The following is a 25,380-nucleotide window of genomic DNA, read 5'->3' as shown; positions in this document are numbered from 1 at the left end:
ATATGGGGCAGGATTTGCATCCTGATTTTATAATTCATTGGCCTTCAAAAAGCGTCTTTTGTATCACGCTGTCCGTCTTTGCCGCAGAGTCGAGGATCTTGCGCAGGCGCTGGGCGCGGGCAAGGCCAAAGCCCGGGATTGTCGCAAGCTCTGCCGCCGACGCGTTTAGCGCGCGCTGGGGCGTCTTGAACTTTTCAAGCATCCTTGCGGCAAGCTTGTCCCCCACTCCCGGAACAGACGAAAGAACGTACAGCTGCTGCAAATAAACAGGGTTTTCCTTGCGGATCTTTTTCAAGAGCGGGCCGGACGCTATCCCGCCGTTCTGCAGGCCCTTTGCGGCAAGCGTGCCAAGGAGGACTGCAGTGTGCTCGGCATCTGGCGCATGCAACACAGGTATTCGGAATTCCATCGCCACGGTCGCAAGCGCGTCAAAGGCAAGCGGCAGGCGCTCGGCCATCTTTTTCTTCTTTTCCTCCTCAATGTCTTCAGGGATTTCTGCAAGTTTTGTGAGGTCGCCCTGAATTATCACGATGGGCTTTTGGTAGTGCTTCACAAGCTGCGCGCACTGGACGTACAGCCGGCCATCATATATTGAATGAATTAGATCGTGCACGGTCTTGCGCTCGACGGCAGTGTCCGGGGAAACGATATAGTCGCCGACTATTAGCTGTGCAAAGTCGACAACCACGCCGGACCTGCGCAGGATGTCAGGGATGCCGCTTGGGCGCTCCCTCTCGTCAACCACAATGCGTGCCGGCACGAAAATGCAGAGCGCCTTTCTTGGCTATATTTTTTCTTTTACTCTGCCTTTGGCTTTGGACCCGCGCTTGCGGCCCCGGGGCCACCGCCGCGTATCATCTCGTTTATCTTGGCCTCGACTTCCTTGAGGTTGTCCTTGACGCGCCCTTCCTGCTTTTCGAGGACCTTGACGCGGGTGGCGGACAGCTCTTTCTTTTCCTCAAGCTCCTTTACCACGTCGTCTTTTTTCGCCTTGACCATCACAGAGCCGGCGGCCTTGTAGACGGCGTCTTCCGGCCCGGCCTTTTTCAGCTCGTCAAGGGCACGGTCTGTCTCCACCGCCTCGACTTCCAGCTGCTGCTTTTGCATCATTATCGCCTGCAGGTTCTGCTGCAGCTGTTGTAAGCGTGATACTTGCTCCCTAAGCCACGGTGGAAGTTCCTGTTCGCTCATTTTGTTGTTCGAGAAAAACGTAAAGCACACCAACATAAAATCATAGCGTTAGGCACCGATGAGCCGCGTCGACCAGACGCAGATACGAGTTGACGTTTGCGCGCAGAGAAGCAAGGTCGTCTGTCTCGATAGAAAAGGTGAGGCGGGAGCCGGAAACCTGCAATTCCAGCCTTTCGTTTTTTCCTTCCAGCTTTTTCAGGTCTGGAGCCAGCGCGGAATAAATCGGCCCTGCCTTCGATGGCCCCTTGACCCGGATTCTTATTTCAGCTTTGCAGGCTTTCGAGGTCAATGTCGTACGCGCCCGACGCTATCTTGAAGCTGCACTTGGGGCATTCCCAGATGCCGGAGGCGACGCGGCCAAACCTCAGCGACCCGCAGGACGGGCAGCGGCGCTTCTTGTGGAGCGTGCGGTACACCTTGCCATAGCGCTTGCGGACGGTGGCTCCAAACTTGACGCCCTGGCCCTTCAAGGCTGTCGAGCTCTTTTTACGTGCCATACTTCGTTATCTCCTTCATCTTGGCGCGGACTTCCTCTCCTTTAATTCTTGCTGTCTCGGCCGCCTTCTTTATCTGCTCTATCGTGAACGAGCCCGTGTAGCCCTTTTGCAGCGCGCAGTATCCCTCGTCCGAGGTCGTTATGGTTATCCTTGCGTCCATGGCGCCCTCTTCTTCTGCCGTCGGGTCGACCAGTATCGCGTCGCCTATCCTGACCTGCGTGATAGAGATCGGGATCGTAGTCACCGGCATCGGCATCGTCTTGCCCGTGTCCACCACCTTGCCCTCCTGCATTTCAAGGACGGGTATCTTGGCCGTGAGTATCGCGGCGACAGTCGCGTACGACGTTGCGTCAAAGAGGTTGCCGTCGGCGTTTAGCACGCTGCAGTCCACGAATATCGTGTATACGATCTTGCCCTCTACGAGCACCAGCTTTTCGAGGTCGACGGTCTCTGACTCGCGCACTCCCCTGTCGACTACGCGTGCAAGCTCTATGACCTCCTCGTCTGGAGGGCCTGGCTCGACGTGCGGCGACGCGGTCGGCAGGACCTCGGCTGACACGATGAGGGCGCCCTTGTTCTCAAGGCCCTCAAACGGCTCGCCGGTCTCCACCTTGACGCCTGCTATCACCTCCGAGTTGCCCAGCCTTACGCGGGCTGACCCGTTGGCCTTCTTTATCACGTCTATCTCTATTTCAAGCGGCCTCTGCTCGTCAAACGCGCGGCCGTCAATCCTCTTGCCCTTTGCCATCGAGTCGAGCATCTGCTGCTTGCGCAGGTGCTCCACTATTATCGAGGAACGTTTTGATGTGCTCATTGTTCTTCCTTGACCTCCGTTTCGTTGCCAAAGTACTTCTGCATCAGCGCCTGGCGCTGGATCTCGTAGACCATGTTGCAGCCAGTTATTGCCTTGTCGAGGCACTCGCTGAACTGCTCCGGCGTCAGCTTGCCGTCAAGCTGCATCAGGGTAACCTGGCCGAGCCTCGGCATGTACGCGACTGGCATGTCTGCCCCGCCCTCCTTGTCCTCGGTGTCGTTGATGTCAAGAACTATTTTTTCGTCGACCTTGCCTGCGGCGCACGCTGCGACGATGTCGCGCATGTTGATGCCGGCGTCTGCCAGTGCAACAGACGCAGCCGTGATGCCGGCGCACCTGGAGCCGCCGTCCGACTGCAGCACCTCGACAAACACGTCGATTGCTGCGCGAGGGTAGTCCTCAAGCATGAGCGCCGGCTCTAGCGCCTCGCGCATCACCTTTGAAATCTCGACTTCCCTTCTGGAAGGCGCAGGGTTTTTGCGCGTGTCGGTCGAGAACGGCGACATGTGGTACCTGCAACGCAGCACGCACCTGTCGGGCTGCGCGAGGTGTTTCGGGTGCACCTCCCTTGGCCCGTACACTGCCGCTACAATCTTGTTCTTGCCAAATTCGATGTAAGCCGAGCCGTCGGCGTTTTTCACGGTGCCGACGACTATCTTGACCGGGCGCAGCTCGTCAATGGTGCGCCCGTCTGTCCTCTTGCCGTTTTCATCTATCAAATTTCTTGTCTGTGTCATTTTTGATCTTCAACCTCCATTCCCTCTTCTTCTCCTCCTCCTTCTGCTGCTGTAGTTGCCTCACCACTTGCAGAAGAATCCGCACGGGTTGTTGTTTCCTGCGGTACTGCAGCAGCCCCACCATTACCACTGCCATTACTGCCGTTGCTTGCCGGCGGCACTTCTGCTGCGGGCGTGTCCGGCACGTTAAGGAGGACCTTGATCCTCTGCGTCAGGTTGGACGTGTGGGCCTCGTCTTCCACCATCCTGATCGCCTTTACCGCCTGCTCTATGCCTTCTGGGCTTCTTCCCGTCACGACCACGATGCCGTTCTGGCCGATGAGCACGCGCGTCTGCGTTGCCTGCTCTATCGTCTGGATCATCGAGCCCCGCTTGCCTATCAGGCGCGGGACCCTAGTTGCCGATATCTTTAGCAGTTCGCCCCTTGGTATCTTGCCAAGGTCGCGGTCCTGCAGGGTCAGCATAGGGTCGCGCGTCCTGTCAAAGGCCGCGACTCTTGCGGTAATCATGTCGCCTATCGCAAGGTGCTTTGTCATGTCGTCCCTTGCCGGCGAAAAGTCCCTGCCAAAGACGTCGGATGCAGGAAGGTTAGCCGAGAAGCATGAATTGATGTCCACCTCCCATGAAAGCGAGGTGTGGTCCACTATCTTGCCTATCACGAGGTCGTTTACGCGCGGGATGTACACCCCGGACAGCGGTATCACCTTGACGCCGTCGCGGCCCGCCTCTGCAATGCCAATGCGGGTTGCAATGAGCGCGTTTCCCGACCTTACAACGTTCATTATCGGCCTGTAATTGCCCTCGACTATCTTGTCGCCGGGGATAACGTATCTTCTGCGCACGTCATTCATACGCTATAACTCACCACGGGGCAAAGCCCGTCACAAAACGACTGTTCCATTCCATTATTTCTTCTCCTTGTGGGCAATTATAATAGCTGACTTATATTTTAAGTGGGTGCCATTACGCCTCTTTCACTTCAGCCGTGCCCTTGGTCACAGAGCCGAGCCGGTCGATAAAGTTCCCGCGCATGCCGGCGTTCATCTCGATTACCACTCGCAGAGAGCCGTCGGCCTGCCATTCCTCGCTCTTTAGCTCGCCTGCCGGCTTTATCACGCTGTACGACTGGCCGGCGTACTGCGGAGGCACCCTCACTATCAGCTTCAGGGTCTCCGACTTTAATGGCAATATCGCGCGGAGCGCGTCTACCACGTCCTTGGCCTGGTCCTCTGCCTTTTTGTGCGGGTCGATGCTCACCCTTGCCTGCTCCATTGCCGCCTCTATCCGGGTTATCGGGTGCGGCAGGTGCGACTTGGGGTCTACAAAGCTGTGGTGGATGTACGAGACTATTTGCTTGCGCTTTTCCTCGACCATCTTGCGGCGCTGGTCCGTGGTGAGGTTGAGCTCGCCACGGGCAAGTATCTGCCTGGCCACCTCCGCCTGGTCCGTGGTCTTGAAGTGCTTCATGAGCTTCTCGCTTGAGGCGCGGGAACCCTTGTTTGCGTCAGAGTAGACTTCGTCGGAAACAAGCACGCTTGAAATGTCCGCCCTCTTGCCCAGCTTGTACTCGAGGGCAGGGTCTGGCTTGACCAGCAGCTCGAACTTGTCGCCTTCGACTGAGAGGCGAACTATGGTGAACTTGTTGTCCGTCATACTTTTTACTACAGCAGCTTGTGGACTTGGCGCATATATTTATGCATGTGTCAGGCCGCCGTGCGGGCCCGATAATTTTTGCAAGTTTCGGTAGATTTTTAAGGACGTTTTGGCAACTTTCGGAAGTATTGGTTTCTCCTTCGGTCGAAGTTGTTGAAAAATCAGATAACAGGATCGTTGCCAAGTTTAACAATATTCCAAGGCAGTACGTAAACGCGCTCAGGCGCCTTGCCATAAGCGAGGTCCCGACGCTTGCAATCGACGACGTGGTAATCCTTGAAAACTCGTCAGTCATGCACGACGAGGCAGTGGCGCACCGCCTCGGCCTCATCCCGCTCAGGACCGACCCGGGCAGGTTCGTTATGCCCCACGAGTGCGACTGCGGCAGTACACTCGGTTGCGCCAAGTGCAGGGTTCTGCTAGTCCTTGACGCAGAGGCAACGGACAAGACCAAGGTCGTCACCTCCGGCGAGATGGTGTCAGAGGACGAGATGGTCAAGCCTGTGAGCAAGGACATCCCCATAGTCGTGCTTGCTCCAAGCCAGAAACTGAAATTCGAGGCGTACGCACGCCTTGGCGTAGGCAAGCAGCACGCCAAGTGGCAGCCGACTTCGGCGGCTGTAGTCAAGGACGGCAAGGACGAAAGCGAGATAGTGCTCGTCATCGAGACAAACGGCGCGCTTACGGCAGAAGAGATACTGAAGGAAGCGACGGAGCGCCTGCAGTCCAAGATCAAGAACTTCAAGCAGGTCATAGGCTCGCTCAAGATACCAAAGAGCGCCTAGGTACGTTTATTTGGGGATTCCAGATTTGATTAGGAACGTAAAGAGGACACGAGGATATTATGTTCGCTAACACTCTAGTCGACAATACCGTTTGGACCCTCCGCAAGGCGGCCAAGAAGAACAAGGCGCCCATCTGGAAGGACCTTGAAGACCGCGTTTCCGGCCCGAGGTCCAACAGGAGCGAGGTCAACCTTGGCAGGCTTGCGCAGGTCACAAAGGCAAGCGAGGTTATCGTGGTCCCTGGCAAGGTGCTTGGCACCGGCAACCTGGGCCACAAACTGACAGTCTGCGCGTTTTCAATCTCCGAGTCAGCCGCAAAAAAGATCGGCGATATGGGAGGCAAGGTCGTGAGCCTTGACGACCTGATAAAGAAATACCCGGACGGAAAAGGTGTGAGGATAATTGGCTGACAATAATAATACCAAGAAACCGCAAACCATTGTCGTTGACGCGACAAACTGCATCGCAGGCAGGATGTGCTCGCACGTCTCAAAACTGCTCCTGCAGGGCAACAAGGTCGCAATAGTAAACGCAGAGAAGGCGATGCTTTCAGGCAACCGCTACAAAGTAATCGAGCAGTACAAGGAGCACCTTGAAATCAACTCGGTCACGAACCCCATTCACGGCCCGTTCCACCCAAGGAGGCCGGACACCATACTGTCAAAGATGGTGAGGGGCATGGTGCCAAAGCAAAAGACTACAGGCATTGAAGCGCACCAGCGTCTCAGGGTATATATCGGGGTCCCAGAAGAAATGAAGGCTGCCAAGATGCAGTCGTTTGAAGATTCCAAGATTACCAAGCCGGAGGCATACTATATCTCGATGGGCGACGTCGCCAAGCAGATAGGATGGAAGGGAGTGCCATCATAATCATGACAAGCAAGATAGACCTTTACCCGGGCCAGAGAAAGACGAGCAAGGCCGTGGCGACAATCGCCAAGGGCTCCGGCAGAGTCAGGATAAACAACATACCGGCGGAGCTCGTGCAGCCAGAGGTTGCAAAGGAGCTCTTGCTCACCCCGCTCACGCTCGTTGGCGACCAGCGCAACAAGGTCGACATCAACGTGCAGGTTGCAGGCGGCGGCTTTATGGGCCAGGCGTTTGCAAGCGCAGTCGCCATTTCCAGAGCGCTCACCGGCGACGTCAAGGGCGACAAGGATCCCAAGGAGCACCCGTTCCCAAAGAGCGTCCGAGAAGAGATCCGCAAGAAACTGACAGAGTACGACAGGCACTTTCTCGCAGGCGACCACAGGCAGTCCGAATCGAAAAAGTTCGGCGGCCCCGGCGCAAGGCGCAGAAAGCAGAAATCGTACCGTTAAGCCTTTCTTTCTCTTTTTCCTTTTTCTTCTTCTTCTCTTATCTGTTTTCCATCAGCGTATAGACGCGGTACACCTTGTCTGTCACGCGGTCCCTGTACTTCCATTCCTCGGCCCCAAGCTTCATCTCCTTGAACTTGTTTTTCTCTGACGGGTGGAGCAGGTCGTAGACGTCCTGCCCTATCGATATCCTGTTTGGGCCTGTAAGCGACGTTATCTTGGCGGCCACGTTCATGCAGTATCCAAGAATATCGATTGGCGAGCTCTTGTCATGGCCGTACTGCACGATGACGTTTTCGCCCACGTCCATGCCTATCTTTACGCCAAGCTCGGGGTAATCGTACTGGTTCAAGATGGGGTTGATGCCGTTTTTTACCACCGTTATCATCGACCGGGCGCACTGGACTGCCCTGTCGCAGGCGCTCAGCCGGTTGTAGCTTGCAGGGAAAAACGCAATGACTGCGTCGCCCACGTATTTCAAAACATATCCCTTGTGGCTTTCCACCACCGACGACATTTCCTGCGTGAACGCGCGGATTATAGTCACAAGCTTGTCCACCGGGAGCGTCATGCTCATGTTTGTCGAGCCCACGAGGTCGGCGTACATTATCACGAGCGGGATCTTGCTGCTGACGTGCGACAGCAGGTATTCCTGTCCCGGTTTCAGCGACGAGTCGTACTGGTAGCGGCGCTTTAGCGCGCGCCACAGCCTGTCCTGCGTCTGCGCAACGAGCGTTTCCGAGTCGACGACGACTGTCGTTTTTTCCTCGGCCGAGCTTTCCCCCATCATCATCCCGACGAGGCTCTTGCTCGTGCTATCCTCGGCCTTGTCCTTCTTGGCCTCCTTTTTCTCGTCCTTTGCTTCCGGGGCCACGCCTGCCCTCCAATATTGTAACTCGCGGGATTTAAAGTCATTGAGAATTTGCTGTCCGGACGTGTAAATTTCACGGTTTTATGAATGCAATGCGAGGTTAAAAGACGGGGCGAGCAAACCCATATTTTTCAATCATCTTCATTTTCTTCTTTTACTAGGTAGACGCGTGGTATAGTCAAGGTTAGCTTGTCACGCGGCATTGTATACTCTTGACTAGGCTTGACATACCACAAGAAGACTTTCTTGCTGTTTAGTTCAATACTATAGATTAGGCGGTATTTGCCATTAGCAATACGAAGAACATATTTTCCCTCAAGAGGTCGACGAAGTGGCTTTGACAGTCTATTATTCTGCTCAGGAAAAGGCGCTACCTCTAATGTTTCGATTATTTTTTGGAGTTCCGCTTTTTCACGAATGGTCAGAATTCGGATCGAGGTTTCGTATCCGGGATTCTTGAATATTACTTGGAAGTGCTCCGCAGTCAAAAGAACTCAAAGACTAGGATGTTTCTTCCTTAAGAAGTGCCACTTCTTCAGGATTGCTAAGTATATCCATAGTGTCTGTATATGCATCCAGATTTTCAGCGTGGGAAAGACCCTGTTGTACCAGGGTTTCAAGCTTGCCAGTATCACGATGTTTCTTGTTATTCAGAAGTTTGGCTATACAAAATATTGCAAGCATTGTCCCATAGAGCGACTTTAGTAGGTCAAGTCCATCAATTTGTTCGAGAGCCTTGTCAAATTCTTTGGGTCGGTTTGTCTGAATAGCAATTATTACATTTTGATAGTCTTCCAAAATAGAAATCATACGAACAATATCTTCGATGACTTTATCGTCAAGATCGGCCCTTCTATTTGCATCAGTTTTCACATTATCATAAAAGGCAATATCTGATTGAATAATTTCTATCATTCTAGTCCTATTGTTCTTTGCAACCAATTCCACCAAACCACCCGCCATTATGATAAAGGAATCAAGGGAATCGTCGAAAGTGGATTCTATTTTCTCCCTCTTTGCTTTAAGGATAGAGTCAATAGTATTATTCATTCCCTTAAGCAATACTCGAGCCGCAATTCTATCCTGTAATTTTGGTAAAAGGGATTTCAATGACTTCTCGTCATTCTTACGAATAATATTTGCATCTACAGGTGTCAGTCTTTCCATTACGAGAGCCATTATGCGTAATACTAGTTGTCCATATGCCTATAAGAGATTTTGGTCCTCATGACATCTCAATAGGCTTTATCTCCTTATCTTTACAGCATATCTTCTCACTAGGTTATTGGAGTTGTCTACAAAACAGATGAAGGTCTGGACATAAACGAATCCTGACAGTCCGTGCCTAGGTATTCAAAATGTCTATCCAAGAGATCGCTTTATCCAAATTGCGTTACCAATAGGACAGTAGGCAAGAAAACCAGAGCGTTCTTGTGTTCAGATTTTTTTCATCGATAGATTCATTGAGATTATATGTCAGGACTAGCACACCACGGCAAGGATGAGGCTCCCGCTCAAGGGCACGGACTATTTCAGCAAGCAAGCAAACGCGGCATTTGAGAACATCCAGGCAGAGTTCCTTGAGGCAGTCAAGCCCGCAATAGCCATGCAAAAGTCGCACGCGATGCTTGGGGACGGCACCGTTACGCAGACAGACACCTTTGACCCGCAGAACGTGCAGACGTTCTACCAGAGGCTGACAAACAGGATGGAAGGCTGGCTTGCAGGCGGCATTTCAAAGTCGGTCACCGACGACCTCCACAGGCTGTTCTGCCAGTTCAGCAGGGACGTTGGCAACAAGTACTACATCTCTGGCTACTTTGGCATCCAGTTCCACGCGCTGCCGTACTACAAGGCCGACAAGCGCGTGATAGAGGTCCAGAAAGAGCTTGCCAAGATCGCGGATGATGCGACCGCGCTGTACGGCAACATCAGGGACAGCGCCGACAGGGCGCTTGGGCAGGAGCTTGAAAAGCGCGGCCTGGCAGAAATGGACTTTGAGGGCCTGTTTTCCAAGATGTTTGAAGACGAAAAGCTGGCAGAGGAGCTTGACAAAAAGGCCGCGTCGGTGGAAGGCCAGGCCGAGTTCCAAAAAATGGGCGAGAGAAAGAACGCGCTATTTGCAGAGCTCAACGACCTGATGATAGAATTGTATCAAACATCAGCCGTGCCGATAGACTACAACAGGCTGATGCAGGGCGAGGAGGGCGTCTGCACGTATTTTGACATCGAGCTGATAAAGGGTAGCAAGAAGGCGATAAAGCGAGAGGCAGTGTTTGAGACTGGAAAGATACCAAAGGTAGACGCCGACAAGGTAGCGGGCGAGCTTGCAAGCGTGGTAAAAGCCCTGAAAAAGGCCAAGTAGTATAACAATCACTTTTTGACGATGAATGCAACCATGGCAGCGGCCGCCAGTGCAGACGTGATGATGCTGTAGGTCGCGGCAATACCAATCCCCGACGAGTCGAGCAGGAACCCAAACACTACGTTTGCGGCAAGGAATGAAAAGCCCGCGACCAGGTTGTAAAGCCCATAGGCAGTGCCGCGGTGCTCGCTTGCTGCCACGTACCGGGGAATCACTGCACGCTGGACGGTCTCGGCTATTCCCACATAGGCGCCGTACACCAAGGCAAGCACGTACGCCTGCGCCGCGTCCGCGCTTGCAAGCATCAAGAACGCGCTTGCCGCAAACACGCCGTACGCAAGTACGAGCATCTTTTCCTTGCCTGCCCTGTCTGCAAGCGCGCCGGCAGGGTATCCGATGGCAGCGTGGGCCACATTTATCGCAAGGTAGACGAGCGCCACCGAGCCGTCCGGGACGCCGAGGTCCGACGCGCGTACGAGCACGAACGAAAAGTTGAACGCGCCGACGCCAAAGACGGCCATTATTGCAAGCAGGGCGACAAACCTCCTCTGCGAAAGGACTGCCCGGACGTTTGCAGACATCGACCGCGGCTTTGAAGAAGAGGAGGGCGCAATGCGCTCCTTGACAGACAGCACGAGCACTGCGACTGCAAGCGCGCCGGGCAAGATGGATGCGTAAAACACGCCCTGGAACCCGACGTACGGAAACAGCGCAAACGCCAGCGCGGGCCCGACTATTGCGCCGGCATGGTCCATCGAGCGGTGGATGCCAAACGCCCGGCCGACCTTGGCCTCCGGCGCCGACTCGCTTATCAGCGCGTCGCGTGGCGCGGTGCGCACGCCTTTTCCAACCCTGTCAAGCGAGCGCACCACAAAGGCGTCGGCCCAGCCGGCGGCCGCGCCAAAGAAGGGCTTGCTTGCGGCCGAAAGCGAGTAGCCAAGCGCCACCAAGGGCTTGCGCCTCTGCGTCCTGTCGGAGAGCGCCCCAGAGCCCATCCTGACAGTGTAGCCGAGCATCTCGCCCACGCCCTCTATGAGCCCAAGGAGCGTGCGCGACGCCCCAAGCGGCCCCGTGAGGAACAGGGGAAGCAGCGCAAAGACCATCTCTGACGAGACGTCGGTGAAAAAGCTGACAAAGCCTAGCGCGTAGACGTTTCTGCGGCCGGCCTTTTCTTTTTCTCCCTCTTCGACCAACGCCCTGCTAATTGCAGGCCGCGCTTGTATCCCTTGTGCTAGTCATTGTCTGCTACTTCGTCCAGGTTCACGCCGGCGCTAGAATCGAAACTAGCAGCAGGCGGCACGGTATCGCTATTTCTTGGCGCGCCCATTTTTGGAGCCTTTTTCCTCCTATCTTGTTTAATATGGACGACCTGCTGCGGAAAGGGTATCTCGATCCCGTTTGTTTCAAGCTCCCTCTTTATCTGCTCGACAAGCAGCTTTCTCATGTCAAACCACACGGTAAACGGCACCCAGCACCAGATGTTGATGTTGACGGCCGAGGCGCCGAGGTTGTCCACGTACACGTCGGGCTCGGGCTCGACGAGCACCAGCGGCGTGCCCTTCAGGCTCTGCCGGATGATGCCGATTGCCTTTTGCGCGTCCGAGTCGTACGAGACCCCTATCACGAGCTCGACCCTGCGCGCTGCGGCGCCGGAAAAGTTGCGGATCTCCGACAGAAAGACGTCGCTGTTTGGCAGGCGCACGTACGTCCCGTCGAACATGCGCAGGCGCGATGAGAGCGCCGTCACCTCCACCACCACGCCGGCGACGTCAGGTAGCTTGCCCGTTATGAGAACGGGGTCTCCTATCTTCATCGGCTTGTCGATTTGCAGGAATATGCCCGAAATCAGGTTTGAGAACAGCGACTGCGTGGCAAAGCCTACGATGATGCCGGCAAAGCCGCCTGCAAGGAACAGGCCGGAGAGGTCGAGGCCAGAGACCCCAAGCGCCGAGAGCAGCGCCACGGCTATTATGCCGTAATAGACGGTCCTGCCGGTCGCCTTCCTTGCGTCGGGCGGCAGGCGCGTGCCCAGGTACTTTAGCGTGACGAGCCGGACTCCGTGCGCTATTGCAAAGCCGGCGACGATTATCGCAATCGTGAGTATGATGGCAAACGGCGTCACCTGGACTCCAAAGATGTCAATCGTGCTTGGAAGCCCAAAGATCGATGTCGCGGTGTTATTGGACATAGCTGATTCTTCTGCCGCCAAGGCAGCTCACATAGAGGCCCTTCTTGTATATGTACATATTTTATTTTTAGATCCACCCGAGCCGGCGGAAATACACCATCATCGCCCCTGCAGACGCGCTTGACGCAAGGACGATTAGCGCAAAGGCGGTGTACGGCCCAAGGAACGTCCACGGCCCGTTCTCTGTGCCGCCGGGTATCGGCACGTTCATCCCGTAGAACGAGCCCACTATGGACGCCGGCATGGAAAGCGTGAATATTATCGTGAGCACCGCAAGTATCTTGTTGGACCTGTCGCTGCTGTGCATAAAGTCGGTGTCCTTGAAGATCTCTATGGTGTCCTTGGACTCTTCGAGCGTCTCTATCACCTTGTCGATGTGGTCCTGCACGTCGTCGTAGTACAGGGTGAGGTCCTCTTCCGAAAAGCGCTGGACGTCCTTTGCCACCAGCTCTGCAAGCGTCCGCCTCATGGGAATCGCTATGCGCCGAAGCGACGTGACTTCCCTGCGCAGGTACGAGATCTCGCGGGCCACTGCCACCCGCTCGTCAAAGACGGCGTCCTCGATGTCTTCCATGTTGCCCATTATCTTGCGGACGTTGTTCAAGAGCTCGTCCACGAGCGCGTCGACCAGGCTGTGGTACAGGTAGCCGGCCGACCTGCCCATCAGCTCCTTGCGCACGCCCTCGCTCCTTTCGCACGCGTCAAACGTATCCGTCACGGTCTTCAGGTCTTCCTGATGCACCGTCACGAGGTAGCCCAGGCCAAGGAACGCTGCAAGCTGGCTTGGCTTTGGCACGCGCTCTTGCGCCACGGCCGGAAAGTGCAGTATGACAAAGACGTGAGTCTTGTAGCGGTCGATTTTTGGTATCTGGATTTTAGAGACGCAGTCTGCCAGGTTCAGCTCGTGGAACGAAAAGCGCCGGCCAAGCTCGCGCATGTCCTCGCGGGTGGGCGCAGAAATGTCCACCCACACAAAGCCCTCGTTTTCCAGCTGCCTGAGCATGTCCAGCTATCACACATCCACTACGGATATTGAAAAAAGCTGTTGCTGTGTATGTATGTTGCCGCACGCCCCGCGCGGAGGCGCAATGCAGGCTCCACTGTCGAGAGTACTGGTGCAGATTCAGGCGCAACCCACGCAGCAGATTCTACTCTTCCCACGCATGACGTGTGTCAGCCCTTGCAAGATTAATGATGCTTCTGCGCGCTGGCAAAAAGTCAAAGGCGCTTTTGAAAAATCATGATCGCGTACAAAATCTTACTCCCAGATCATTCCCGCGTTTTTCTCTCTCCACATTTTTCCGGGTGGGGCTTTGTGCAAAAAGTCAGAAGTTGAGCGTGGGAATCTTGAACTTATGATACTGATTGAGCGTGGCTAAGTCACTTTTAAACAAAGCCTCCGGGTGGAAAACATTTACAAATCATTGGTTCCGTTGTCACAGGTGTTTGTTGCAGGAGCTGTTTGGGCGCCACAAGGTCAAGGCGGGGTCGGAGCCGCTTGAAATAACGTTCCGGAACCAGAAAATAGTCATCGCCGGAGGAGCCGCCGGCGCGTACTCGTACAAGCGCTACGCTGCAGGCGCGCTTGCCGCAGAGACTACCATAGTCTCCGACAAGGACGACGGCATAGTCGTGGGCATCTTTCCCATAGCCCCGCTCCTCACCCCAAAGCAAGTGGCCAAGAACATGTACATCAAGTTCAGGTCGCCAGTCGTGATGGACCAGAGGAGCGACGCAGTCGTGTACACAAAGATCCCAATAGAGATAGGCGTGTACCGCCAGTCGGAAGACGAAGAGCTACTGATAGACGCGTTTTCCCTTTCGCTCCAGAGATACGCTCTGTACGGTTCGCCGGAGGCCGGCACGGTCTGCCGCTTTTTCGAGTCAGAGACCAGTACCACGGAAGACGGCATTTGCGCAGAAAAGTACACAGAGGCCACGGTAAGGATCCGGATAAGCAACGCCATCGACAACGTGGTCAAGATAAGCAAGGTGATAGTGCCGATGGACGGGGTCGTGCTGGACCACGCTCAGGACGACGCGTGGGTGCCCGGCGGGGTCGACGTCCGGCTCGACGTGGCCTTTGGCAAGGACATCGTCAACGTCCGCATCAACACCAAGGTCAAGCGCGCCGACAAGACCAGCGTCGCCAAGAGGGAAGAGACGCTGGTGTTCATGATGGACGCCGGCTACTGAACCGTGTGTATTAGCTCCACCAGGTTGCGCTTTGGCTTTGGCTGCAGCATCTTTTGCGGGTAGCCGATGCACAGTATCGAGGACGGCACGAGGTCCGTGCCGAGCGCGGACATGACCTTCTTTTCGTCTATCATGCCTATCCAGACGGTGCTCAGGCCAAGCGCGTGCGCGGCAAGCTGCGCGTACGCGGCCGCAAGCGTGGCGTCCTGCACGGAAAACTTGCGGATTATGTCCTGCGGAAAGTTCAGTTTCACCCTTTGCGGGTTCATGCAAAAGACGAGCACCTCCGGCGCGTTCACGTACGGCTGCCTGTTTGCGGCCTCGACAAGCCTCGCCCTCACGTCTGCTTTTTTGACGTTGAATATCTCAAACCCCTGAAACCCGCCGGCGGTTGGTGCCGTGTCGGCGGCTGCAAATATCATTTCCATCTTCCAGTCCTCCACCTGCCTGTCCTCGAACTTGCGCTGCGACCTGCGGTTCAGCATCACGTTGAATATGTTGGTCTGAAGAACGTCCTCGACGCCTTCCGGCGCCTGCTGCGCGACCTCCTCCTTCGGGTACAGCTTGCCGCTTTCCTCGCCGGCGTAGAGCCTGGAAAATACGTCAGATGGGTACGACGATGACATCTCAGGGACTAGGTTTGTGCGCAGCGCAGAAAAAGGTTTCTTGCCGCTGCTATTCTTTTATGGCAAGCGTCTTGAGCACCATCTTGTCGAGGTCGAACATCCTGACAAGGTGGTTGTTGGTGTCGGCGATGTACAGCGTGTTTCCTTTCTGCTTGACGTCGGAAGGCTCGAAGAGCCCGAGCGTGTCGCACGCAGGGTCGTCTATTCTGCACATCATCATCGCCTTGTCTGCAGCAGCCCTGCCCACCACGGTCGATACCTGCTGCGTGTCGAGGTCTATGAGGCGCACGGCATGGTTGTACGTGTCGGCGACATAGATCTTGTTGCCTGCGCAGTGGACTCCCAGCGGGTGCTGCAGGCGCGCCCAGGCAAGCGGGCCGTCCTTAAAGCCAAACTCGAAAAGGCCTTCGCCCACCACGGTCTGCACTGTCTTTTTGGAAAAGTCAAGGAGCCGTACCGCAGACACCTCGCTGTCCGCGACTAGCAAAAAGTTCCCATAGATAGAAAGGCCGCTTGGCTGCGCAAACTGGGCCTCTGAAAAAGAGCCGTCGACGATGTTTTCATAGCCGCTGCCGGCAAACGGGCCAATCTTGCCCGACTCGATGTGGTAGGCCCATATCTGGTGCAGGCCGGCCATCGCGATGAACAAAAAGCCGTCAGAGTACGCAAGGTCCCAGGGCGAGCTCAGCTGCGTCATCTTGCCGTCCTGAGCTCCTGAAATCCACGCGCCCTGCCTGCCGTCGCCGGCAAGCGTCCTGACTGTTTTTGCGGAAATGTCGATTTCCCGGAGCGCGTGGTTCTCGGTGTCTGCGACGTAGATTATCCTGTCCCCGGCCCACGCAAGCCCCTGTGGGCGGAAAAAGCGCGCCTCTTCAAAACTGCCGTCGCGCAGGTCCCGCGCCGTGCCTCCCACCTTGTGGACCAGATTCCCGCTTTCAATATCCACGACAAGCACGCGGTTGTGGTTTGAATCGCTTATCGCAAGCATCCTGCCATCCGGCGAAAACGCAAGCTTGCCGGGGTACGACAGCACGCGCTTTTGCGCCTGCTTTGGATGCCCTATCTCGATTGGCTCTTTTGCAAGCGTCCCTGCGGCACGGTGCCGCTCCAGCAGAACGCCAATCACGTCGTCAAGCTCGTCGCGCTGGCCCTCGCCGGCCTGCTGGTACACGACATTGCACTTCGGGTCGACTATTACGATCGTGGGCCACGCAGTGACGCCGTACGAGCGCCAGATCTTCATTTCCTGGTCGACTACTACAGGATGACCTATTTCATAGCGGCCGATTGCCTCCTGCACGTTTTGCGCCTGCTGCTCGTTAAAGAATTTCGCGGAATGAACGCCGATGAACACCACTGGCTGGCCGCGGTACTTTTTCTCCAGCCAGTCGAGCGTGGGAAGCGTGTGCATGCAGTTTATGCAGCAGTATGTCCAAAAGTCAAGCACCACCACGTGGCCCTTCAGGCCTGCCATGGAAAGCGGCTTTTCTGCGTTGAGCCACGCAAACCCTTCGGGGAATTCCTGTGCCTTGTAGTTGCTGCTACTACCGGCGTTACCGGCCATCCTGCTGCGGAACATGCTGCAGGCACCGTATCCAAAAGATCGGATTTAAACCATCGCTATCGAGGCTTCGCCCTTGTTCAGGCGTATGATGTTCTGGTAGTCTGGCGGCTTGGGCGGCCAGTCCTCGGTCATGTACTTGAAAAAGGCATCCTTGTCGGCTGCCTTTAGCGCGCCGTTGTTTTCCCGCTCGGTGCCGATGGTTGACGACGTCCTAGCGTTTCCAAGGTGGTGAGCAGCGCCGACGTGCGCCGGGTACACCTCCACGCCGTCTGCAAGCTTCATCAGTTTTCCGTGCAGGCTGTCAAACAATTTATCGGACTTGTCGCGGGCGTCGCCGCCGAGGTCTACCCTCCCCACGTCTCCGACAAAGAGCGTGTCGCCTGTCAGTATTTTCCCGTTGTTGACAAGGATGCACATGTGGTCGTACGTGTGGCCCGGCGTGTAGACAAACTTCAATTCGACGTCTTCTCCCAGCTTGATAGCCTGCCCGTCCTTGAGAGGGATTGTCTTGAACCTGCTCTGCGACTTTTCAGACATGTGGACGCCTGGCAGGCCAAACTGCCTGGCGATGTTGCGCGCGCCGGAAACATGGTCGGCGTGCGTGTGCGTGTCAATCACGTACACGATCTTTAATCCAGCTTTTTTCGCCTCCTCTGCCACATAATCGGTGTCAAGGAGCGGGTCAACAATGGCGCATTCCTTGGTCATTGTCGAGCCTATCAGGTACGTGACGCAGCCAGAATCCATCCTCCTTATCTGCTGGAAAACCAGGGCCAACTGGCGAAACGAGGAGGAGCCCCGGTATAATAACATTAGAACCACCACGTTATTGCCACCTTTTTCACAAGGTGAAAAGCGGGTTCATAGATTAAATACCGTCTTCGCGGACTTTTTTCTATGGAATGCGCAGTTTACGATACATACGTGCAAAAGAAGGACGGCAAGATAATGCACTTTGACGTCGTGGTCGAGGCAAACACCCCCCACGAAAAGGCCATCCAGTACGGCCAGCAGTGGCTCGCAACCGTGGGCCAGGCAGGACAGAAGATGACCTCTGAAGAGTGCCAGTTCTGCCACATCCAGGAAGCTCCGCCGTTTGTAGAGAAATCAATCAAGCAGCAGGGCTACTGGATACAAAAGATGGAAGGCTGCCCTAACTAACCAGGGGCCTTTTTTCTTTCTGTTATTCTTATCCTTCTCCTTTTACCCACTGCGCGGTTTTTGCCACTTCATCTATCTTGTCCTCAAGCATCACAAGCCGCTGCGGCTCGGGGCCGTACCTGTACACGCTCTTGGTCGCGTCGCCAGCCGTTATCGAAGTAGTCTGAGACGGGAGGTCCGTCACCTGCGCCTCGTAGCGGTCTTTCATCGAGAAGAACCCGACGCGGTAGAATTCGTCCACGAGCTCCTTGACGTCGGACTGCGCGATCTGCGCCCTCTGCTCGCCCTTGGCATAGACAAAGTTGCGGCCCTCATACACCACGGTGCCGTTGCCAAAGACAGTGACCGTATAATCGGGACAGAAACCAAAGCAGGGCGTTCTTTCAAGCGATATTGTCACGTCCTCGATGTTGCCCTCAAACCCGGAGGGAATAGAGAACATTGAAAACACCACCACAAACGCAACGCCCACCACGATACCGCCTGCAACAGCGCTGCTGCTCACGGCTTTTTCTCAGGACGGTTGCTTTTGAGTCTTTGGGAAGGCACAAATTATAATTAAGGCGCTTGGCTGCTGTTGCCCTGCATCCATAATAATGAATGACGACAGCGTGTGGAAGGCCGACAGGAAGCACAGGGTCCCGACCTATGACGACATTGTGAAGGCAAGGAGCCTGCTGGAGGGCACCGTCAGAAAGACCCCGCTGCAGCGCTCAAGCACGTTTTCAAAGCTTGCCGGCACAAACGTGTTCCTGAAACTTGAATGCCTGCAGCTGACCGGCTCGTTCAAGGTGCGCGGCGCGCTTGCCAAGGTGGGCAGCCTGACAGAAAAGCAGGCAGGCTATGGCGTGATTGCGGCATCTGCAGGCAACCACGCGCAGGGAGTCGCGTTTGCAAGCGCAAGGAAAAACGTGCCCTGCACGATTGTCATGCCGCAGAACGCGTCGCCGGCCAAGGTCGCGGCCACAAGGTCGTACGGCGCAGAGGTGGTCCAGAAGGGCTTTAACTACGACGAAGCGTGGGAGGCCACGCAGGAAATCGCAAAACAGGAGGGCAAGACCATAATCCACGCGTTTGACGACCCGGACGTGATTGCAGGGCAGGGGACCATCGGCCTAGAGCTTATGGAAGACCTTGCAGGCGCCGACAGGGTGTACCTGCCAGTCGGAGGCGGAGGTCTTGCCGCAGGCGTATCCATCGCGATCAAGGCGAAAAAGCCGGACATCAAGATAATCGGAGTCGAGTCAAGGGCGTTTCCTGCGATGAAAGAGTCGATGGCAAAGGGCTCGCTCCAGTCGGTAAAGGCAGGCTATACAATCGCAGACGGCATCTCTGTCAAGAGCCCCGGCAAGCTCACGTACGAAATAGTCAGCAAGCACCTTGACGACATTGTGCTTGTAGACGACACCGCGATTGTAAAGACGATGTTTCTCCTAATGGAGCGCGCAAAACTCGTAGTCGAGCCGGCAGGCGCCGCAAGCCTTGCATACCTTCTCTCAAACGGCCACCAGGCGGGCAAGAACGAGAAGGTGATATCATTGCTGTCGGGCGGAAACGTCGACATGTACCTGCTCGGCCAGGTGGTGGCAAAGGGCCTGATGCAGATGGGCAGGCTGGTCAAGATATTCATCCTGCTCCCGGACAAGCCGGGCGCCCTGAAAGAGGTGGTCGACGACATTGCAGAACTGTCGGTCAACATCGTCGAGGTGGAGCACGACAGGCTCTCGGCCAACATCCCCGCGGGGACCGCAGGCGTCTACCTGAGCCTGGAGCTGGAGAACGAGAAGCGCTCGCAAAAGCTGCTTGACTTTATGAAAAGGAAAGGAATAGAGTTCAAGGTAGTCAGCTAGTTAGCGCAACTAGCTGACATAGTCGTATTCTCTAAAGCCGGCCTTGTCCGCGGTGCTGCCGCCGAGTTTTACAAGCACGAACTCCTTGTGCGCCTTTGTCACCGCAGAGTTAAAGTCAATTTCCTTTCTGTGTAGGCGCTCGTACTCGTCTATCGACAGTTTCACGCGGTCGCCAATGTCGTTCTCAAGGTCCAGGCCCTTGACGATCTCCTTGTAGGTGGGCTGCATGATGCCGGAAAAGACCATCGCGCTGCTTCCGCTCCCGTACGAGCCAAAGCCGATACGCTTGCCCTCAAGGTCCGTGCCCTTTTTGAACTCGAATTCAAGCAGGCTTCTCAGGCCCATGTACATCGAGGCCGTGTAGAGGTTGCCAATCTGCGCAGAGGCTTCAAGGGAACTTGCCATCTTTTTCTCGTACGTCTCGTTGTAGAACGACGTCTGCATGAACGCCCTGCGGAACTGCTCGTCTGCCTTCATGAAGTCAGTGTCGGCAAGAATGGATTCAATAGTGCCCCTCGGGTCCTTTGGCTGCGGCTCGTTCATGCCTATCTCCTTTGTGACGTGCTTCCAGCGCGGGAGGTGGCGCCACTCGTGCCTCAGGAGGTATGCAAGCGCCTTTTCGCCCATCCTGCGGTACGGCAGGTGGACGGAGAAAAAGTCGATGTGGTCGGTGATGGCCTCGCCCTCGTTCAGTTTAACAAGTCCTGTCTTCAGGGCCTTTTCCTTGTAGGCGTCAAACGCCTTTCTCACCTGTATGAGGTAGAGAAGGTTGGAGTAGCCGCCGTTAACAAGCGGGGTCTCTTTGCCAAAGGGCCTGTAAAAGTCGTACTCGTTTTTGATGACGGTGGAAGCGACCTTGGGGTCAAAAGCCATGAGGCGTGGCTCTTCCTTTATCAATAATGCAACAGCGCCGGCTCCCTGCGTGTACTCGCCGGCTGAGCCAAGGTCGTATTTCGCAATGTCGCTCACGATGACGATTGCGGCCTTGCCGCTGTTTTCCTCGGCGCGTATCCAGTTGGCGTTATCGTGCAATGCATATGAACCTGAGACGCAGGCAAACTTGCACTCGATGCCGCCGGCGTGCTCAAAAGAGCCTTCCCCGTACACCTGCTCCAGCATGCCTATGACAAAAGAGTTGAGGGCCTTGGATTCGTCAAGCGCTGATTCTGTAGCGACATAAAGCCTGCCGACGTCCTGCGGGTGTATGTGCGCCTTTTGCATGAGTTTCAGGCAGGCGTTTGCTGCCATGCAGGCAGGGTCCTGATTGGTGTCGGCAATCGCCATCTTGCGGATGCCGATGCCGTACTCTAGTTTCTGCGGATCAATTCCTCTAGCTTGGGCGAAATCCTTGTAATCGATGTAAAGCTTTGGGACATAGATCGCCAGATCATCAATCCCCACGACTGGCATATCTACATTCAAGATAGGCTCTAGTCATTTAAAGGTATTTCTTGAGCTATTTGACCTGCTCATAATAGCTTTTAGACCCACATTTGCTCTCATGCGGCGCCATCAGGTTTAAATTATCTTGTTGCATAGTGTGTGCTACATCGACCAAACCGATGGGGAACAAACGTCTGGTCGGCGTAGTCAAAAGCTGCGTCCGGCCAGGCTATTATTATCACTTCTCGTTTCAATTCAGATAACTCAAAAGACTTTTGATTGAAATCTCCTTATACAATGCATCTATTAGTGTGCGACAAGCTATTGAATTAGCCTGTCTTTGGTCAAAACAACGCTCACCAGTTCGCATTTGTCGATTTCATTCCCATTCTCAGAAAAGATAATTTGGTTCAGGGCCTCTTGATCATGATTCTTACAACAATAGCTGTTACCAAACTGGATGCAAGGATGACAGGCGCTAGAGGAAATTCTGGAATGGTTCTAGAATCTACAACCTGATAGATAAATTCATGCTGCTGGTTACTCGGTGCAGAATTGGTACCATAAAACTGTATTACCACTATTGCGCTTTGTATTTCTTTAAAATTGTACTTGATTGTCACATTTCCATTTGCGCTGTGCAGCATGTTGTTAGGACTGTTAGCCTGTTTTGCAGCATTGAATAGTTCATTGCCTGATGAATCTAGCGAGTTTGTGATCACGATATTGTAATTGACATCTTTGAGCGGCTTTGCACTGTTGGGCTCGAAGAAGGATACATTAAAGGTATAGTCCGTCCCGTTTGCCAAGTATGGCAAAACTTGATTTGGTTCATCAAATTTGACAGGGCCCAAGACTTCAATACGCACATCCGTACCTTCTAACGAAGTAGTACTAACAAGACCAAAGTCAACCGCGGCATAAGCAGCAATAGGAATCAAGGATAAAGCTGCAATGCTAGCTAGCACTGTAGACAGAATTATGGCGATAATGGCCAACCTCGCTTGATATTTTCTCAAATGGTGTCACCAATATTTGAAGCGGGCAGCGATACCTATCAACAGCTTGTACAATTACGCGATATTACCAGCGTGCTTGTATTGTATCCTATACAGTTTGTTTGTCCTGCACAACATGCAAATGCGCCATTATTTGTTTCTGCAACTATAGTAGGCGTAAAGGTTATCACATTATCGTTCTGGTCATAGTATTTGAAATTATTAAAGTCTAGCGGATTGCGCCAAAAACTTGTTTAAGCTTCAGTCTAATAGTATGGCCAGTAGGATCATAGCCTAAGGACTGGTACGTGCCATTAGTATTGCCACTCCATCCATACCAAAAGTACCACCCTTGAGGCTGGCTTCCTCCGGATGCAAAGTATGTGACGCTGCATTCTACCCATTTAATTCCAGGATGTGCATCCGTTACATCCACAAGGTTTGCAGCAGTACACCATTTGCCTGTCGATGTAGATGCAAGCGACGTTACTCCGCTCGGTACTACAAATTCTACACTGCTTCCCCATGGTACTGGACTTGCTGGCGCGGTCGCCTTTAAGAAGTATTGAGAGTTAGCCATTTTCATGTTTATTTCGAAGATTTTGCCATAAGAATATAGTTTAACCATGATGCGGAAAGTTTTTATCGCATATCCCAAATATTGGGGAGTATATAATTAATAGGCAAACGGACCTATGTATTTTATTTCCACCAAAACAGAGAAATTCCCTGACTCTCGATAGGGTGCAAGCATGGACAACAAAACCGCCAAGGCAGATTACACCATAAACGACCTCATTGCAAAGAGGTGGAGCGCAAGGGCGTTTTCCGACAGGCCAGTTGAAAAGCAAAAGGTAATGTCCCTTTTAGAGGCCGCGCGGTGGGCGCCTTCAAGCTCTAACGAGCAGCCGTGGCGGTTCATCGTCTTTACCGCTGAAAACAACAAAGAGATGCTAGAGGCCGCGCGGTCGGTCCTTTCAGAGGGCAACTCGTATGCCAGAAAGGCGCCAGTCCTGATGTGCGCGGTCGCCAAGAGGACGTACACACACAACGACAAGGACAACAGGCACTACATGCACGACGTTGGGGCGGCTACTGCGTACATGTTCCTTGAAGCGTACAATCAGGGCCTCGCCATGCACGTCATGGGAGGATTCGACGTTGAAAAGGCAAGGCAGAGTTTTGAAATACCACAGGGATTCGAGCCTGCAACGATGATAGCAATAGGATATTACGGAAACCCGGAAACGCTGCCTGAAAAGCCGCGGGAAAAAGAGCTTGCGCCAAGGTCGAGAAAGCCCATAGGCGAGTTGGCGTTTTCAGGCCGGTGGGGCTCTACTACCAGCATCATCTAGACCACCATTATCTCGATCTCGTCATAGGCGTCCTTTACCGCAAGCAGGAACAGGTCGTCCTCGTATATCAAGAGCCAGTCCTTGACGCCAAGCACCGGGACCTTGCGCGCCAGTATCCTGCCTGTCTCGTTTATGGTGGTGACAATGTAGGCATGTTTCGGCAGCCTATTGTCGCCTAGCCTGAACAATGTTTCCTGCAGGTCGACTCCGAGCCGGCCGCCCTCGATGTTGATGTTGACGGTGTCGCCGCGACGGTTTTCCACCTTGGCAGTGACGTAGCTCTGGCCCACCGAGAACGGGCTGACGTGCAGCATCACCCTGTTTGACGCCGGGATGCGCGGTATTTCGTTGTAGGTCTTTTCCGACAGTTCGTCGTAAAAGCCGCTCTTCATTTGCTTTTTCGCGCCATCAATCTCTGGGCCGCGACTATGGCGGCAATTGCGCCGGCGACTGCAACCATCGCCCCGGCAGGAAATTCCGGCACCACGACTGCACCTCTTGCAATCCCGTTTCTCGTGAGGTCAGGCGCCTGCCCTTCCTTGACTAGCCCCTTGACCGTCACCTCGACGCGGTAGTTCTCGTCGGCAGGGAAGTTCAATCCCGTCTGCTCGCCTGCGCCGCCCTTGGCAATCTGGTCCGCCTTTGCAAATACCTCCTTGCCGGCCTTGTCAAATATCTTGATGTCGTACTTGACGTCGTCGGTGATGCTGGCGCCGGCAAACGCGTCGACAAACCGCATGTTGAGTTTCGTATCGGTGCCTGCCTTGAGCTGGCTTGGAGTCCAGTTCATGAGGACATGGATGCCGCCCGTGTCTGTGGATATCTCGCCTGATGTCTGCTCCCCTGCGGCGCCGGCTGGAGAGAAGGAGAACGACATCTTTCCATCAGCCGGAGGATCGTTCCTGGCCATGTCCAGTATGTCGTTCTTGTTTATCAGAAAGTGCAGTATGAGGTTGTTCTCGTCTGCGAACGGGTCGACTGCCAGCATGCGGCCCGCAATGGGCTTGCCGTTGACCTTGGCCTCAAAGGCAGACGCGTCGCCCACGCCTGCAAACGACTTGGGCACCTTCACCTCTTCATGCACGAAAACATTTGGTGCGTTCTGTATCCTCTCTACATTCCAGTCAAAGGGCATGGCCCAGGAATAGGTCTTGGATTCTGCGTTAAAGTTAAAGTCCTCAACCTTGTCGTAGTACGAGATTATAGACATCGGGTAGGTCTTGCCGTCTGCAGACTGGACGTTCTGGCTATAGACATCGCCCACAGAGAGGGCGGTCTCGAACGTCTTGACGTCCTCGTCCTTGAAGATGTTAGTAGGAAAATCGATGCCAAATACCTCTACATCGATGCGGTACAGCCCGCCGTCCAGCAATACCGGCCCGCTGACGTTCACCGTTCCGCCAGGGTCTGCCTGCAATGCGCTAAGGAACGGCTCCCGGCTGCCCTGGATCTGGACAGGGCCTTCCTGCGGCTTTATCTTTAGCGTCAAGAGGCCGTTTTCACTCTGGAAGAAATCCTGCATGAGGGGCTTGGCTTTCGGGTCCGTGCCCTTGTACACGGCGATGTTGAGCGTCGGGAACTTTATCGTCTCGTTGGTCTTGACGTCAAACAGCCTGAACTGCAGGTACGCATCCTGCTGCGATTCTGTCGTCAGAATCGGCGGATTAATCTTGACAAAAAGCGCTGCCTCCCGGTTGCCAAATGTTGCAGGAGGAAGATTTTCCTGCGTGAGGCCGTCTGCAAAAGCCTTTTGCGACGCAAGAACGGCAGGCAGGACGAGAACGGTGATAAAAGCGACGGCCAGGAATTTTCCCCTACCAGTATTCACGC

General features: G+C 54.5%; 30 protein-coding genes. 9 read left to right on the top strand and 21 right to left on the bottom strand.

Features of this window, described 5'->3' with window-relative positions; translation table 11 throughout:
• Positions 1-34 precede the first annotated feature (34 nt).
• The 8 genes from NVIE_RS00150 to NVIE_RS00115 form a co-directional block, all read right to left on the bottom strand.
• Positions 35-760, bottom strand: a complete 726-nt coding sequence (locus NVIE_RS00150; protein WP_084790523.1) for an ERCC4 domain-containing protein — start codon at positions 758-760, stop codon at positions 35-37.
• A 38-nt stretch (positions 761-798) separates the two neighbouring features.
• Positions 799-1,191, bottom strand: a complete 393-nt coding sequence (locus NVIE_RS00145) for a prefoldin subunit beta (protein ID WP_075055896.1) — start codon at positions 1,189-1,191, stop codon at positions 799-801.
• Between the two features lie 40 nt (positions 1,192-1,231).
• On the bottom strand, positions 1,232-1,480 hold the full coding sequence (locus NVIE_RS00140; protein WP_075053469.1) for a KEOPS complex subunit Pcc1: 249 nt from the start codon (positions 1,478-1,480) through the stop codon (positions 1,232-1,234).
• A complete protein-coding gene (locus tag NVIE_RS00135) occupies positions 1,455-1,688 on the bottom strand; it encodes an eL43 family ribosomal protein (protein ID WP_075053468.1) in 234 nt (77 codons plus the stop codon). Before NVIE_RS00135 ends, NVIE_RS00140 begins: the two co-directional genes overlap by 26 nt.
• On the bottom strand, positions 1,678-2,502 hold the full coding sequence (rrp42, locus tag NVIE_RS00130; RefSeq protein WP_075053467.1) for an exosome complex protein Rrp42: 825 nt from the start codon (positions 2,500-2,502) through the stop codon (positions 1,678-1,680). The genes NVIE_RS00135 and rrp42 overlap by 11 nt, the downstream gene beginning before the upstream one ends.
• The gene (gene rrp41 / locus NVIE_RS00125; RefSeq protein WP_075053466.1) at positions 2,499-3,239 is read right to left on the bottom strand and encodes an exosome complex exonuclease Rrp41; all 741 of its coding nucleotides are present in this window, start codon (positions 3,237-3,239) and stop codon (positions 2,499-2,501) included. The genes rrp42 and rrp41 overlap by 4 nt, the downstream gene beginning before the upstream one ends.
• Positions 3,236-4,090 (bottom strand): exosome complex RNA-binding protein Rrp4, encoded by an 855-nt coding sequence (gene rrp4, locus NVIE_RS00120; RefSeq protein ID WP_084790522.1) that lies wholly within the window; start codon positions 4,088-4,090, stop codon positions 3,236-3,238. The genes rrp41 and rrp4 overlap by 4 nt, the downstream gene beginning before the upstream one ends.
• A gap of 112 nt (positions 4,091-4,202) precedes the next feature.
• Positions 4,203-4,892, bottom strand: coding sequence for a ribosome assembly factor SBDS (locus tag NVIE_RS00115; protein ID WP_075053465.1), 690 nt, complete (start codon positions 4,890-4,892; stop codon positions 4,203-4,205).
• A 128-nt stretch (positions 4,893-5,020) separates the two neighbouring features.
• Here NVIE_RS00115 and NVIE_RS00110 point away from each other — a divergent pair, with 128 nt between their 5' ends.
• Genes NVIE_RS00110 through rpsI form a run of 4 tightly spaced genes read left to right on the top strand, consistent with a single transcriptional unit; the run spans position 5,021 to position 6,996 of the window.
• Positions 5,021-5,677, top strand: coding sequence for a DNA-directed RNA polymerase subunit D (locus tag NVIE_RS00110; protein WP_075053464.1), 657 nt, complete (start codon positions 5,021-5,023; stop codon positions 5,675-5,677).
• 59 nt (positions 5,678-5,736) lie between these two features.
• Complete coding sequence (locus NVIE_RS00105; protein ID WP_075053463.1) at positions 5,737-6,087, top strand: 50S ribosomal protein L18e; 351 nt, start codon at positions 5,737-5,739, stop codon at positions 6,085-6,087.
• Positions 6,080-6,547, top strand: a complete 468-nt coding sequence (locus NVIE_RS00100) for a 50S ribosomal protein L13 (RefSeq protein WP_075053462.1) — start codon at positions 6,080-6,082, stop codon at positions 6,545-6,547. The genes NVIE_RS00105 and NVIE_RS00100 overlap by 8 nt, the downstream gene beginning before the upstream one ends.
• 2 nt (positions 6,548-6,549) lie before the next feature.
• Complete coding sequence (gene rpsI, locus NVIE_RS00095) at positions 6,550-6,996, top strand: 30S ribosomal protein S9 (protein WP_227717408.1); 447 nt, start codon at positions 6,550-6,552, stop codon at positions 6,994-6,996.
• A gap of 37 nt (positions 6,997-7,033) precedes the next feature.
• On the opposite strand, the gene NVIE_RS00090 is transcribed toward rpsI, so the two are convergent.
• Together NVIE_RS00090 and NVIE_RS00080 are read right to left on the bottom strand one after the other, a co-directional pair.
• Positions 7,034-7,867 carry an adenylate/guanylate cyclase domain-containing protein gene (locus NVIE_RS00090; RefSeq protein ID WP_075053461.1) on the bottom strand — a complete coding sequence of 278 codons (834 nt, stop codon included), beginning with the start codon at positions 7,865-7,867 and terminating at the stop codon, positions 7,034-7,036.
• Between the two features lie 498 nt (positions 7,868-8,365).
• A complete protein-coding gene (locus NVIE_RS00080) occupies positions 8,366-9,031 on the bottom strand; it encodes a hypothetical protein (protein WP_158435002.1) in 666 nt (221 codons plus the stop codon).
• 334 nt (positions 9,032-9,365) lie between these two features.
• Between NVIE_RS00080 and NVIE_RS00075 the strand changes: the two genes are divergently transcribed.
• Complete coding sequence (locus NVIE_RS00075) at positions 9,366-10,229, top strand: hypothetical protein (RefSeq protein ID WP_075053458.1); 864 nt, start codon at positions 9,366-9,368, stop codon at positions 10,227-10,229.
• 8 nt (positions 10,230-10,237) lie between these two features.
• Here NVIE_RS00075 and NVIE_RS00070 read toward each other — a convergent pair whose 3' ends face one another.
• From NVIE_RS00070 to NVIE_RS00060, 3 genes are all read right to left on the bottom strand, one after another.
• Positions 10,238-11,422 (bottom strand): MFS transporter, encoded by a 1,185-nt coding sequence (locus NVIE_RS00070; RefSeq protein ID WP_084790520.1) that lies wholly within the window; start codon positions 11,420-11,422, stop codon positions 10,238-10,240.
• 38 nt (positions 11,423-11,460) lie between these two features.
• Positions 11,461-12,417: a mechanosensitive ion channel family protein gene (locus NVIE_RS00065; protein ID WP_075053456.1), complete on the bottom strand. Its 957-nt coding sequence runs from the start codon at positions 12,415-12,417 to the stop codon at positions 11,461-11,463.
• 67 nt (positions 12,418-12,484) lie between these two features.
• Positions 12,485-13,420 (bottom strand): magnesium transporter CorA family protein, encoded by a 936-nt coding sequence (locus NVIE_RS00060; RefSeq protein WP_075053455.1) that lies wholly within the window; start codon positions 13,418-13,420, stop codon positions 12,485-12,487.
• 443 nt (positions 13,421-13,863) lie between these two features.
• On the opposite strand from NVIE_RS00060, the gene NVIE_RS00055 reads away from it, so the two are divergent.
• The gene (locus NVIE_RS00055) at positions 13,864-14,613 is read left to right on the top strand and encodes a DUF432 domain-containing protein (RefSeq protein ID WP_144239356.1); all 750 of its coding nucleotides are present in this window, start codon (positions 13,864-13,866) and stop codon (positions 14,611-14,613) included.
• Here the strand turns inward: NVIE_RS00055 and NVIE_RS00050 are convergent.
• Genes NVIE_RS00050 through NVIE_RS00040 form a run of 3 tightly spaced genes read right to left on the bottom strand, consistent with a single transcriptional unit; the run spans position 14,607 to position 17,580 of the window.
• Complete coding sequence (locus NVIE_RS00050) at positions 14,607-15,239, bottom strand: nitroreductase family protein (RefSeq protein ID WP_075053453.1); 633 nt, start codon at positions 15,237-15,239, stop codon at positions 14,607-14,609. The genes NVIE_RS00055 and NVIE_RS00050 overlap by 7 nt on opposite strands.
• A gap of 49 nt (positions 15,240-15,288) precedes the next feature.
• The gene (locus NVIE_RS00045; protein WP_084790519.1) at positions 15,289-16,818 is read right to left on the bottom strand and encodes a thioredoxin-like domain-containing protein; all 1,530 of its coding nucleotides are present in this window, start codon (positions 16,816-16,818) and stop codon (positions 15,289-15,291) included.
• Positions 16,819-16,848: 30 nt separating this feature from the next.
• Entirely contained in the window at positions 16,849-17,580 is a 732-nt protein-coding gene (locus NVIE_RS00040) for an MBL fold metallo-hydrolase (RefSeq protein ID WP_158435001.1), read from the bottom strand.
• Positions 17,581-17,700: 120 nt separating this feature from the next.
• Here NVIE_RS00040 and NVIE_RS00035 point away from each other — a divergent pair, with 120 nt between their 5' ends.
• The gene (locus tag NVIE_RS00035; protein WP_075053452.1) at positions 17,701-17,964 is read left to right on the top strand and encodes a DUF2024 family protein; all 264 of its coding nucleotides are present in this window, start codon (positions 17,701-17,703) and stop codon (positions 17,962-17,964) included.
• A gap of 28 nt (positions 17,965-17,992) precedes the next feature.
• Here the strand turns inward: NVIE_RS00035 and NVIE_RS00030 are convergent, their stop codons facing one another.
• Entirely contained in the window at positions 17,993-18,469 is a 477-nt protein-coding gene (locus tag NVIE_RS00030; protein ID WP_075053451.1) for a DUF6438 domain-containing protein, read from the bottom strand.
• Between the two features lie 91 nt (positions 18,470-18,560).
• Here NVIE_RS00030 and ilvA point away from each other — a divergent pair, with 91 nt between their 5' ends.
• Positions 18,561-19,814: a threonine ammonia-lyase gene (gene ilvA, locus NVIE_RS00025; RefSeq protein WP_075053450.1), complete on the top strand. Its 1,254-nt coding sequence runs from the start codon at positions 18,561-18,563 to the stop codon at positions 19,812-19,814.
• A gap of 9 nt (positions 19,815-19,823) precedes the next feature.
• Here ilvA and NVIE_RS00020 read toward each other — a convergent pair whose 3' ends face one another.
• Together NVIE_RS00020 and NVIE_RS00015 are read right to left on the bottom strand one after the other, a co-directional pair.
• Positions 19,824-21,224 carry a hydroxymethylglutaryl-CoA synthase family protein gene (locus NVIE_RS00020; RefSeq protein WP_075053449.1) on the bottom strand — a complete coding sequence of 467 codons (1,401 nt, stop codon included), beginning with the start codon at positions 21,222-21,224 and terminating at the stop codon, positions 19,824-19,826.
• A 383-nt stretch (positions 21,225-21,607) separates the two neighbouring features.
• Entirely contained in the window at positions 21,608-22,216 is a 609-nt protein-coding gene (locus NVIE_RS00015) for a hypothetical protein (protein ID WP_075053448.1), read from the bottom strand.
• A gap of 731 nt (positions 22,217-22,947) precedes the next feature.
• On the opposite strand from NVIE_RS00015, the gene NVIE_RS00010 reads away from it, so the two are divergent.
• On the top strand, positions 22,948-23,550 hold the full coding sequence (locus NVIE_RS00010) for a nitroreductase family protein (protein WP_075053447.1): 603 nt from the start codon (positions 22,948-22,950) through the stop codon (positions 23,548-23,550).
• On the opposite strand, the gene NVIE_RS00005 is transcribed toward NVIE_RS00010, so the two are convergent.
• Both NVIE_RS00005 and NVIE_RS15775 read right to left on the bottom strand, forming a co-directional pair.
• Positions 23,547-23,942, bottom strand: a complete 396-nt coding sequence (locus NVIE_RS00005) for a hypothetical protein (RefSeq protein ID WP_075053446.1) — start codon at positions 23,940-23,942, stop codon at positions 23,547-23,549. The genes NVIE_RS00010 and NVIE_RS00005 overlap by 4 nt on opposite strands.
• Complete coding sequence (locus NVIE_RS15775; protein ID WP_144239789.1) at positions 23,939-25,378, bottom strand: peptidase; 1,440 nt, start codon at positions 25,376-25,378, stop codon at positions 23,939-23,941. The genes NVIE_RS00005 and NVIE_RS15775 overlap by 4 nt, the downstream gene beginning before the upstream one ends.
• Between the last annotated feature and the right edge of the window lie 2 nt (positions 25,379-25,380).

Origin of the sequence: Nitrososphaera viennensis EN76, assembly GCF_000698785.1 — an archaeon.
Classification (GTDB): Archaea; Thermoproteota; Nitrososphaeria; order Nitrososphaerales; family Nitrososphaeraceae; genus Nitrososphaera; species Nitrososphaera viennensis.
Note: the sequence above shows the minus strand (reverse complement) of the source record. Positions and strands in the feature narration are given on the sequence as shown.

Coding starts and splice junctions, on each gene's coding strand:
- NVIE_RS00145 (WP_075055896.1), bottom strand. CDS start 1,191: ATGAGCGAACAGGAACTTCCACCGTGGCTTAGGGAGCAAGTATCACGC.
- NVIE_RS00135 (WP_075053468.1), bottom strand. CDS start 1,688: ATGGCACGTAAAAAGAGCTCGACAGCCTTGAAGGGCCAGGGCGTCAAG.
- rrp42 (WP_075053467.1), bottom strand. CDS start 2,502: ATGAGCACATCAAAACGTTCCTCGATAATAGTGGAGCACCTGCGCAAG.
- rrp41 (WP_075053466.1), bottom strand. CDS start 3,239: ATGACACAGACAAGAAATTTGATAGATGAAAACGGCAAGAGGACAGAC.
- rrp4 (WP_084790522.1), bottom strand. CDS start 4,090: ATGAATGACGTGCGCAGAAGATACGTTATCCCCGGCGACAAGATAGTC.
- NVIE_RS00115 (WP_075053465.1), bottom strand. CDS start 4,892: ATGACGGACAACAAGTTCACCATAGTTCGCCTCTCAGTCGAAGGCGAC.
- NVIE_RS00105 (WP_075053463.1), top strand. CDS start 5,737: ATGTTCGCTAACACTCTAGTCGACAATACCGTTTGGACCCTCCGCAAG.
- rpsI (WP_227717408.1), top strand. CDS start 6,550: ATGACAAGCAAGATAGACCTTTACCCGGGCCAGAGAAAGACGAGCAAG.
- NVIE_RS00080 (WP_158435002.1), bottom strand. CDS start 9,031: ATGGAAAGACTGACACCTGTAGATGCAAATATTATTCGTAAGAATGAC.
- NVIE_RS00075 (WP_075053458.1), top strand. CDS start 9,366: ATGAGGCTCCCGCTCAAGGGCACGGACTATTTCAGCAAGCAAGCAAAC.
- NVIE_RS00065 (WP_075053456.1), bottom strand. CDS start 12,417: ATGTCCAATAACACCGCGACATCGATCTTTGGGCTTCCAAGCACGATT.
- NVIE_RS00060 (WP_075053455.1), bottom strand. CDS start 13,420: ATGCTCAGGCAGCTGGAAAACGAGGGCTTTGTGTGGGTGGACATTTCT.
- NVIE_RS00050 (WP_075053453.1), bottom strand. CDS start 15,239: ATGTCATCGTCGTACCCATCTGACGTATTTTCCAGGCTCTACGCCGGC.
- NVIE_RS00045 (WP_084790519.1), bottom strand. CDS start 16,818: ATGTTCCGCAGCAGGATGGCCGGTAACGCCGGTAGTAGCAGCAACTAC.
- NVIE_RS00035 (WP_075053452.1), top strand. CDS start 17,701: ATGGAATGCGCAGTTTACGATACATACGTGCAAAAGAAGGACGGCAAG.
- ilvA (WP_075053450.1), top strand. CDS start 18,561: ATGAATGACGACAGCGTGTGGAAGGCCGACAGGAAGCACAGGGTCCCG.
- NVIE_RS00020 (WP_075053449.1), bottom strand. CDS start 21,224: ATGCCAGTCGTGGGGATTGATGATCTGGCGATCTATGTCCCAAAGCTT.
- NVIE_RS00010 (WP_075053447.1), top strand. CDS start 22,948: ATGGACAACAAAACCGCCAAGGCAGATTACACCATAAACGACCTCATT.
- NVIE_RS00005 (WP_075053446.1), bottom strand. CDS start 23,942: ATGAAGAGCGGCTTTTACGACGAACTGTCGGAAAAGACCTACAACGAA.